7 protein-coding genes and 1 pseudogene are annotated in these 10,033 nt (G+C 69.3%); 4 read left to right on the forward strand and 4 right to left on the reverse strand.

Annotation, left to right across the window (positions count from 1 at the left end; translation table 11 throughout):
• Together ACJ8AT_RS30970 and ACJ8AT_RS30975 are read right to left on the reverse strand one after the other, a co-directional pair.
• Positions 1–1,302: bifunctional alpha,alpha-trehalose-phosphate synthase (UDP-forming)/trehalose-phosphatase (locus ACJ8AT_RS30970; protein ID WP_407741538.1), on the reverse strand; the 1,302-nt coding region annotated here is incomplete at its 3' end.
• Between the two features lie 14 nt (positions 1,303–1,316).
• Positions 1,317–2,462 (reverse strand): hypothetical protein, encoded by a 1,146-nt coding sequence (locus ACJ8AT_RS30975; protein ID WP_407741539.1) that lies wholly within the window; start codon positions 2,460–2,462, stop codon positions 1,317–1,319.
• A gap of 109 nt (positions 2,463–2,571) precedes the next feature.
• Between ACJ8AT_RS30975 and ACJ8AT_RS30980 the strand changes: the two genes are divergently transcribed.
• Positions 2,572–3,816: an ATP-binding protein gene (locus ACJ8AT_RS30980; RefSeq protein ID WP_407741540.1), complete on the forward strand. Its 1,245-nt coding sequence runs from the start codon at positions 2,572–2,574 to the stop codon at positions 3,814–3,816.
• Here ACJ8AT_RS30980 and dbpA read toward each other — a convergent pair.
• Positions 3,809–5,194: an ATP-dependent RNA helicase DbpA gene (dbpA, locus tag ACJ8AT_RS30985; protein WP_407741543.1), complete on the reverse strand. Its 1,386-nt coding sequence runs from the start codon at positions 5,192–5,194 to the stop codon at positions 3,809–3,811. The two genes, ACJ8AT_RS30980 and dbpA, sit on opposite strands and share 8 nt — an antisense overlap.
• Positions 5,195–5,308: 114 nt before the next feature.
• Positions 5,309–6,193: a LysR substrate-binding domain-containing protein gene (locus tag ACJ8AT_RS30990; protein WP_407741544.1), complete on the reverse strand. Its 885-nt coding sequence runs from the start codon at positions 6,191–6,193 to the stop codon at positions 5,309–5,311.
• 105 nt (positions 6,194–6,298) lie between these two features.
• Between ACJ8AT_RS30990 and ACJ8AT_RS30995 the strand changes: the two genes are divergently transcribed.
• From ACJ8AT_RS30995 to ACJ8AT_RS31005, 3 genes and pseudogenes are all read left to right on the forward strand, one after another.
• Entirely contained in the window at positions 6,299–7,936 is a 1,638-nt protein-coding gene (locus ACJ8AT_RS30995; protein ID WP_407741541.1) for an acetolactate synthase large subunit, read from the forward strand.
• Complete coding sequence (locus tag ACJ8AT_RS31000; protein ID WP_407741542.1) at positions 7,926–9,359, forward strand: aldehyde dehydrogenase family protein; 1,434 nt, start codon at positions 7,926–7,928, stop codon at positions 9,357–9,359. The genes ACJ8AT_RS30995 and ACJ8AT_RS31000 overlap by 11 nt, the downstream gene beginning before the upstream one ends.
• A gap of 220 nt (positions 9,360–9,579) precedes the next feature.
• Positions 9,580–10,033, forward strand: a pseudogene (locus ACJ8AT_RS31005) (hypothetical protein); the annotation flags it as partial.

Here is a 10,033-nt window from a genome sequence, read left to right on the forward strand (position 1 = left end):
GCGGCGCTCCTCCACCGGCATGTTCAGCGCTTGCTGGATGGAGTCCGCCAGGCCCTCCACGTCGTAGGGGTTGACCATGACGGCGTCGTGCAGCTCGGTGGCGGCCCCGGCGAACTCGCTCAGCAGCAGCACCCCGTCCTCATCCGGCCGCGCCGCGCAGAACTCCTTGGCCACCAGGTTCATCCCGTCCCGGATGGGCGTGACGAGCATCACATCCGCGGCGCGGTACAGCGCCGCGAGCTGCCGCTCGTTGAACGAACGGTAGAGGTAGTGGATGGGGACGTTGTGGACGGTGCCGTACAGGCCGTTGATGCGGCCCACCAGCTCGTCCACCCTGTCGCGATAGGCGGCGTAGTCCTCCACCTGGGTGCGGCTGGGCACGGCCACCTGGATGAACCGCAGGCGCCCCCGCAGGGACGGCTCGCGCTCCAGCAGGCGCTGCATAGCCAGCAGCCTCCGGGGAATGCCCTTGGTGTAGTCCAGGCGATCGATGCCCAGCAGCAGCCGCTGCCCCGCGCTGCGCTCCCGGGTGATACGCACCTCCTCGAGCACCCCCGAGTCCTCGGCCAGCCGCTCGAAGGAGGCCGCGTCGATGCCCATGGGGAAGGCGCCCAGCCGCACGCTGCGCCGCTCGTACGCCACATGGTCGATGTCCGTCTCCAGCCCCAGCACCCGCAGCAGCGTGCTGGAGAAGTGGTGCACGTAGCTCGGCGTGTGGAAGCCCACCACGTCCGCGCCCAGCAGGCCGCGCAGCAGCTCCTCGCGGTGCGGCAACATGCGGAAGATCTCGCTCGACGGGAAGGGGATGTGGTGGAAGTAGCCGATGCGCGCCTCGGGCAGCCGCTCGCGCAGCAGGCCCGGCACCAGCATGAGCTGGTAGTCATGCACCCAGATGGTGTCACCGGGTTGATAGTGGCGCGCCACCAGCTCGGCGAAGCGCTCGTTGACCTTGGCGTACGTCTCCCAGTCCCGGTCCTGCCGGGGGACCCGGTCCGGCAGGTAATGGCACAGCGGCCAGAGGACCCGGTTGGAATAGCCCTCGTAGTAGCGGCTGACCTCGCTGGAGCTGAGGTAGATGGGCACGCAGCGCAGCTCCGCGAGCTGGGACTCGACCTTGGCCCGTTGCTCAGTGGACAGACGCGAGACATCCCCCGGCCAGCCGATCCACACCCCTCCCGAGCGCGCATGCGGGCGGCTGAGGCCAGTGGCCAGCCCTCCTGCGCTGCGCACCACAGAGGCGTTGTCCTTCTCAGTCTTGACGGTGACCGGGAGCCGATTGGAGACCAACAGGAGTCGCGACATAGGCGACTGAGCAGTTAGTCAGTGGGACGCGTAACGGCTACCGGGGACGGTGTCATGGTGCCACGTGGAGAACCTTCCCTTGCCCCGGAGTGCCAACCCAACCGGGCGCGGAGCGCCGGATCCCGGCTCGGCTTCCAGACGAAGGCATCCAGCAGGTAGTGGGTGGCCTGCGGCACGGCGAGCAGCGGCACCACCAGCGCCAGCAGGTCCGAATCCAGGGAGAAGCCCCCCTCGCCAAAGAGGAGGGGCCGGTCGTGCCACACGAGCCGATCCCAGAGGAACTCCTCGCCCCAGGCCAGCGCCGCCAGGAACAGGAGGAAGCCGGGGAGCCCCGCGCGCACGAGCAGGGCGAAGGGCCCATATCCGCCCTCCGCGTGCCGTCCGCGCGAGTACCGGAACACGAGCGCGAAGTACGGCACCCCGTGGAGGACGACGTTCATCACCGTAAAGGTGAAGTCGTCCTCGGCGAGCACGATGCCGCCGAACCACGTCACCCACGTGGCGAGCACGAGCAGCACCTTGCCCACCTGGAGCCCTTCCCCGCGAGCCACTCGGGCCACCTGGAACCCCGCCCAGGCGGCCAGCACCCCGGCGTGAACGGTGAGCGCGAGCGTGCCCACCCACCCGGGCAGGCCGGAGAGGAAATCGTTCTCCACGAACCACCAGAAGGCGCGCGGCAGGTGGGCATGCCACCAGACCACGGGGCCCAGCGTGGCCGCGTAGACGGCGGCGGCATCCAGGCGGCGCTCGAAGTCCGAGACTCGGGCCTTGCGATGGTAGAGGGCCACCCACCCGTACTGCTGGCGCACGAAGTGGAAGAGGGCCACATAGGTGAAGAGCCGCCAGAACATGCCCGCCGAGCCCAGATAGGCCAGCACGCCGGCCACATAGGCCACGAGCGGAGCGGAGACATACAGCGCGGGCCGCCGGCGCAGCGCCTCGCCATCGAGATAGGTGCGGAACACGGTGGACCAGACGTGGGCCACGTCCACGCAGACGACGAGCAGCACCCAGGCCCACGGGGGCGTCTCGCCCACGGCGCCGAGCCACGGGGCGGCGAGCACCAGCGCCACGGACACGAGCGCGGCCCCCGCGAACACGGCAAGGTCCACGCCGCGGCTGAACAGCCAGCTCTGGGCCGGAGCAAGAAGGCGAGCCATCTCCCCGGAGGCTATCAGGCCCCCGGCCTTCCTGCGCCGGGGTGGGTGAGCACCTTCGACATGTCCCTTCCTGGAGCGAGCTGGCTCGGGCTCCTATGCTCCGGGCGCCATGCCTCCCCGAGAGACCTCAGCCTCGCCGCCGGGCCTGGAGGATCGACAGCCTCTGTCCCCCCCTGCCCTTCGCTCCGCACCGGCGCGCTTCCGTCGCCGATTGCTCGCGGTGATGCTGGCGGCGGGGCTCGTTCCGCTCGTGCTCATGGGGACGCTCGCCCAGAGCGCCCTGGAGCGGCTCCTCTCCGTGTCCGTGGCTCCGGTGGAGCGCGTGCTGGATAACGTATCCGGCGAGTTGGAGCGCCGGGGCATCTCCCAGGCGCCGCTCGATGAGGCCCGCCTCAACCTCGCGCAGGCGGAGCTGGCTCGCGGGGCGCTCGTGCGCCGGGTGCCCTTGTTCATCGCCGCGCTGGTGCTTGTCTCGGCCGCCGTGCTGGCCCTGGCGGCGGTGCTGCTCGGCCGCGCGCTCGCCCGTCCTGTCACCACCCTCACCCAGGGCATGGCGACCTACGCGCGAGGAGATCTCTCCGTCCGCCTGCCCGCTCCCGAGCACCCTCGCGATGAGTTCCAGTTCCTCTTCGCTGGCTTCAACCGCATGGGCCAGGAGCTGCTCGCCCAGCGCGAGCGCCTCAAGGCCGCCGAGCAGATCGCCGCGTGGCAGGACATCGCCCGCGCCCTGGCCCACGAGCTGAAGAATCCCCTCACGGCCATGAAGCTCTCGCTGGCGCGGCTCTCCCGGCCGGACGCGGCCTCGCCTCCGGATCCCACGCGCATCTCCGAGGCCGTCGCGCTGCTCCAGGAGGAGGTGGAGCTGCTCATGCGGATGACACAGAGCTTCTCCGCCTTCGCCCGCCTGCCCGCGCCGCACTTTCAACCTGTCGCCCTACGGGCCCTGCTCGCCGAGGTCTGCGCGCTCTACCAGGGCACCTCTCCCGTACCCGTGGAGCTGGCGCCCGGAGAGGACCTCACGCTCCAAGCCGATCCAGACGGCCTGCGCCGCCTCTTCGGCAACCTCGTGAAGAACGCGATTGAAGCGTCCCCTCCGAGCGCCCCTCCGGTCCGCATCACCGTGGAGCTTCAGCCAACCTCCCTGCGCGTCACCATCCGGGACGGAGGAGCAGGCATCCCCACCGTGCTGGAAGGCGCCGCCCTCACCCGAGGCCTCTTCAGCACCAAGCCCGAAGGCAGCGGGCTCGGCCTACCCATCTCGCAGAAGATCTCCCACGAGCACGGCGGCACCTTGCGGCTGGAACCCGCCGCCGGTGGCGGGACGGTGGCGCTCGTGGAGCTCCCGGTCACCTGACCCAGTCGATCCAGTGCTTGCGTCCCTTGATCCGGCCGTCACGCAGCCGCTGGAGCGCCACGCGGACAATCCGCTTGGAGACAGCCACGTAGGCCAGGCGATCCTGGATCTCGATCTTGCCGACGTCGGAGGCGTTCAGCCCGCCGGCCTCTCCCGTCAACGCACCGAGGATGTCCCCCGGCCTCATCTTGTCCTTGCGCCCCGCCGAGATGACCAGCGTCTCCCAGGGCGAGTCGAGTGACACCTGGCTCGTGGAGTCCGCTGGAGGCAGGGCCTCCACGCTCGGGCGCTCCAGCTTCACTCCGGTGGCCTGCTCGATGGTCTCGAGCTTGCGATCGTCCCGCGGGGTGGCGATGGAGATGGCCAGGCCTGTTCTTCCCGCGCGCCCGGTGCGGCCGATGCGATGCACATAGGGCTCCGGCTGGAAGGGCAAGTCGTAGTTGATGACCGCATCGAGCGCCTCGACGTCGATGCCACGCCCCGCCACGTCCGTCGCGATGAGGATCCGGATGCTCTGATTGCGGAACCTCGCCATGACGCGGTCGCGCTCGCTCTGCTCCAGGTCTCCCTGCAAGCCCTCGGCGCTCACCCCCGCGCCCACGAGCTCCCGCGTCAGCTCCACCACCGTCGCCTTCTGGTTGCAGAACACGATGGCGGAGCCAGGCTGGTACTGCCGCAGGATTCGCAGGAGGAGCGCCGGCTTCTGCTCGGGCTCGCTCACGTAGCAGAGCTGCCGGATGTCGGGCACCGCCTCGGTCTCCACCACCGTCACGCGCACCGGATCCTTCTGGAACCTCCGGCTCATCGCCTCGATGTCGGGGGGAAACGTCGCCGAGAACAGCACCGTCTGCCGCGTTGGCGGAGTCGTGCCGAGGATGCGCTCCATGTCCTCTCGAAAGCCCATGTCGAGCATCCGGTCGGCCTCGTCGAGCACCACGGTCGCGAGCTGTTTCGTCTCGAGCACCTCCCGCTGGAGCAGATCCATCACCCGGCCGGGAGTCCCCACCGCGACGTGGGCCCCCTTCTCGAGCGCATTCACCTGGGGCCGGATCGGCTGGCCTCCCGCGAGCACGAGGACCTGGAGCCCCGGCAATCGACGGCCCAGCCGACGGATCTCTCCGGCCACTTGAGCGCAGAGCTCCCGCGTCGGGCAGAGCACGAGCGCCTGGATCTGCCGCCGCTGGAGCTGAAGCCTCTGAAGGATGGGGAGCGCGAAGGCCGCGGTCTTTCCACTCCCCGTCTTCGCCTGACCGGTGAGATCCCTGCCCTGCAACAACACCGGAATGGTCTGGGCCTGGATGGGCGTGACGGTCTGAAACTCCATCTCCTGGAGGACCTGGAGCAGCGGCGGTGAAAGGGCGAGCGCGGAGAAGTCCATCAGGGCCTCGAGCAAGAAGAGGCGCGGGAGGGGCGGCCTCGGTATCTCTCGGGGCCCTTGTAGCAGCCGGAGAGGGGGGAACAAGCCCGCTCATCTCAGCGGCTGTGCTCTTCCTCACGCTCGGTCCTCCTTCGCCCGGGCGCGCACCTCCGTGGCGAAGAGCTCCGCCGCGGGGGTGCGCGGGGCACCCTTGCGCCAGAGGAGCGCCGCGAGCTCGGAGCGCGGCGCCGGGGACAGCCGCTTCACCACCAGCCGCTCGGCATCGGCCAGCCGCGGCTCGGAGAGCACGGTGACGGCGAGGCCCGCGCGGACAATCGCCAGCACGGTCCCCACCGCGTTCGATTCGAGCGCGAGGTGTGGCGCGATCCGCATGGCGGCGAAGTAGGCATCCACGCGGGCCCGCACGCGCAGCCCGCGCGAGAGCAATGCAAAAGGCTCGTCCGCGAGCTGCCGGGCCCCCACGGACTCCGCTCCCGCCAGCGGGTGCCCCTTGGCCACCACGAGCGCCAGCCTGCTGTCGAAGACAGGCTCCGCGTCGAGGTCCGGCAAGCGCGCGGGGGCATACGCCAGCCCCACGTCCAGCTTGCCGTCCGCGAGCCTGCGCTCCACCCGCCGCACCACGGCCTCCTCCGCGCTCAGCGCGAGGCCCGGGTGCTTGCGGAGCACGGCGGCGAGCGCGGGCACCACGACACCTCGCATACTGGGTGGGTAGCCCACTCGAAGCGCGCCCGTGACGAGCCCTCGCAGCGCGCCCACCGCCACCTTGCCCGCATCCACGTCCTCCAGGGCGCGCGAGGCGTACGTGCGAAACAGCTCCCCCGCCTGCGTCAGCCGCACCCCGCCGCGAGCACGCTCGAAGAGCGGCGCGTCAAGCTCCTCCTCGAGCTGGCGGATCTGCTGCGACAGCGTGGGCTGCGAGACATGAACACGTCGTGCGGCGCGCCCGAAGTGCAGCGCATCCGCGACGGCCGTGAAGTAGCGCAGGTGGCGAAGCTCCATCCCGCCATCATAGGCATTACCTATCGTGCCCATGGGAACAAACGAATGGACCTATCGAAGGCTCCGCGTACATTTCTCCTCGTCTCGATGAGGAGGAGGAACCCCATGAAGGCCTCGGATCTGTTCGTCAAAGCGCTCGAAGCCGAGGGCGTACGCTGCGTCTTCGGGCTCCCTGGCGAGGAGAACCTGGACGTGCTCGAGTCCATGCGCGCCTCGAGCCTGCGCCTGGTCGTCACGCGCCACGAGCAGGCCGCGGGCTTCATGGCCGCCACGTGGGGCAGGCTCACCGGGCGCGCGGGCGTGTGCCTCTCCACGCTGGGGCCGGGCGCCACCAACCTCGTCACGGCCGCGGCGTATGCCCAGCTCGGCGCCATGCCCATGGTGATGCTCACCGGTCAGAAGCCCATCAAGGCGGGCAAGCAGGGCCACTTCCAGATCGTCGACGTCGTCGGGATGATGCGGCCGCTCACCAAGTTCACCCGCACGCTCGTCTCCGCGGAGCATGTCCCCTCGGCGGTGCGCGAGTCGTTCCGCCGCGCGGAGGAGGAGCGCCCCGGCGCCACCCACCTGGAGCTCCCCGAGGACGTGGCGCGCGAGTCCACCGAGGCCGAGCCTCTGGCACCCAGCGCCTACCGCCGCCCCGTGGCCGACGAGGCCTCCATCGCCCAGGCGGTCGAGACCATCGCGTCCGCCCGCCGCCCCTTGCTGATGATTGGCGCGGGCGCCAACCGCAAGCTCACCTCGGAGCTGCTCCGCGTCTTCGTGGACCGCGTGGGCATGCCCTTCTTCAGCACCCAGATGGGCAAGGGCGTGGTGGACGAGACGCACCCGCTCTGGATGGGCACGGCGGCGCTGTCCGACGGGGACTTCGTCCACCGCGCCATCGAGGCCTCGGACTGCATCGTCAACGTAGGCCACGACGTCATCGAGAAGCCGCCGTTCGTCATGCGTGACAGTCGCCGCAAGGTGGTTCACGTGAACTTCTCGTCGGCCGAAGTGGACCCCGTGTACTTCCCTCAGGTGGAGGTGACGGGCGACATCGCCAACGCCGTGTGGCGCATCGCGGAGGGCGTCGGCGCGCGCTCGCACTGGGACTTCGCGCCGTTCGAGCGAGCGCGCACGGGGCTCGAGGCGCAGCTGGCGCGCGGCACCGGGGACGACCGCTTCCCCATCTACCCGGCGCGGCTCGTGGCGGAGGTGCGGCGCGCGATGCCGGATGATGGGATCGTGTGCCTGGACAACGGCATGTACAAGCTCTGGTTCGCCCGCTACTACCGCTGCCGCCGGCCCAACACGCTGTTGCTCGACAACGCGCTCGCGACCATGGGCGCGGGGCTCCCGTCCGCCATCGCGGCGAAGCTGGTTCATCCCCGGCGCAAGGTGATCGCCGTCTGCGGCGACGGCGGGTTCATGATGAACTCGCAGGAGCTCGAGACGGCGGTGCGTCTGCGGCTGGACCTGACGGTGATCGTGGTCCGCGATGATGGCTACGGGATGATTCGCTGGAAACAGGGGGAGATGGGGCTCCCAGAGTTTGGAATGCAACTGGGCAACCCGGACTTCGTCCGCTACGCTGAGGCGTACGGCGCCCGGGGACACCGTCCCACGAGCGCATCGGAGTTCGGCGCTACGCTCGCGCGCTGCCTGGAGTCTGGTGGCGTGCACGTCATTGACCTACCTATCGACTACTCGGACAACACTCGCGCGCTCTACGCCGTGGAGGAAGAACACCATGCTCGCTGACCGCTACCCGTATTACCTGGCCAACCGCCCCCAGCAGCCCAACACGGACCTGGCTGTGACCGACAAGTACTCGGGGGAGGTGGTCACCCGTGTGGCGATCGCGGATGCGGCCGCCGTGGAGGAGGCCATCGCCGCCGCGGTGCGGGCGACGGGCCCGATGCGGCGGCTGGCACCGTACCAACGGCAGGAGGTGCTCGAGCACTGCGTGCGCCGCTTCCAGGAGCGGGCCGAGGAGCTGGCGCTCGCGCTCTGCATCGAGGCGGGCAAGCCCCTCCGCGACGCTCGGGGCGAGGTCTCCCGGCTGATCGACACGTTCAAGGCCGCCTCAGTGGAGGCCGTGCGCGGCGGGGGCGAGGTGCTGAACCTGGAGGTGTCCCCGCGCGCCGCCGGCTACCGGGGCTTCACCCAGCGCGTGCCCGTGGGGCCGTGCTCGTTCATCACGCCGTTCAACTTCCCGCTCAACCTGGTGGCTCACAAGGTGGCGCCCGCCATCGCCGCCGGGTGCCCGTTCGTGCTCAAGCCGTCGGACCGCACCCCGGTGAGCGCGCTGCTCATGGCCGAGGTGCTCGCCGAGACGAGCCTCCCCGAGGGCGCCTTCTCGGTCCTCCCGACGCGGCTCGAGCATGTGGGGCCGTTCATCGAGGACGATCGGCTGAAGCTGCTGTCGTTCACGGGCTCGGAGAAGGTGGGGTGGGAGCTCAAGGCTCGCGCCGGCCGCAAGAAGGTGGTGCTGGAGCTGGGCGGCAACGCGGCCTGCGTGGTGGACCGCGACCAGGGCCAGCACCTGGCCTTCATCGCCGACCGCGTGGCCCACGGGGCCTTCTTCCAGGCGGGGCAGAGCTGCATCTCGGTGCAACGCGTGCTCGCGCACGAGGCGCTCTACGGGGATCTGCGGGAGCGGCTCGTCGTCCGGGCCCGGGAGCTGCGCGTGGGAAACCCCCAGGACGAGGCCACCACGCTGGGGCCCATGATCGACGAGCCCGCCGCGCGACGGCTGGAGGGTTGGATCCAGCGCGCGGTGGAGCGGGGCGCGACTGTGCTGACGGGAGGAGGACGGCGCGGCGCGCTGCTGGAGCCCACCGTGATGGAGGGGGTGCCCGCCGACGAGCCGCTGAGCTGCGAGGAGGCGTTCGGCCCCGTCGTGCTGCTCCAGTCCTTCCGCTCGTTCGAGGACGCGCTCCGCGAGGTGAACAATGGGCGCTACGGGTTGCAGGCGGGCGTCTTCACCGACAACCTGTCCCGGGCCATGCAGGCGTGGGATGAGCTGGAGGTGGGCGGTGTCGTCGTGGGTGACGTACCGAGCTTCCGCGTCGACACGATGCCCTACGGCGGCGTGAAGAGCTCCGGGCTGGGACGCGAGGGCGTGAAGTACGCCATCGAGGACATGACCGAGCTGCGCCTGCTCGTGATGCGCCAGGGGTGAGAGGCGCTTGAGCCTCGAACCCGGCCCGACACATGCCGAGAGGGTCAAGAGCTTGCTAGGATGCCTGCGAATGATCCGACAGCACCTCTCGGCATTGGCGCTAGTGGTCTCCCTGGGGTGTTCGCCTTCCAAGAGCCTTGTACCCAGTACGGAAGCAATGGATCCCGACGTCATACGCCCCCCTGCTGGGCGGTCGCGTCTGGAAAGCCTTCCTGGACCCATGCTTGGACCATTTGACTCTTATGCGGCGGCACTTGCCGCAGCCTGCGAGAAGCTTCTCTCGAAGCCCCGGTCCAGTGCTGGGCGTAAGCCCCCTCCCACCGCGCTCCGCGAAGAGAAGGTCGCATTTGAACTGCGCTGGCAGGTTTCGACCGAATACTGCGGCTGGCTGTATTACACTCCAGACAACAAATACGAGATCAGTCGACTGACGGATCAGACAAGACCGGATCCTACGGGTAAGAGCAAGAACTGCTTGAGTCCTTCCAACGTAGAGGACAGCCGCTACCCTCCCGACAGCATCAAATACATCTTCGTCCTTCACAGCCATCCGTTTGACACCCCCATCTCCGAAGATGACGTCCGGTTCATTGAGTATCAAGGAAAGCTCCATGGCTTTGATCCGCGAACCAAGGACGGAGAACTGAGACTCTCCATCGCCGCATTCTTCTCGA

This window comes from Hyalangium sp. (assembly GCF_045802625.1).
Taxonomy (GTDB): Bacteria; Myxococcota; Myxococcia; order Myxococcales; family Myxococcaceae; genus Hyalangium.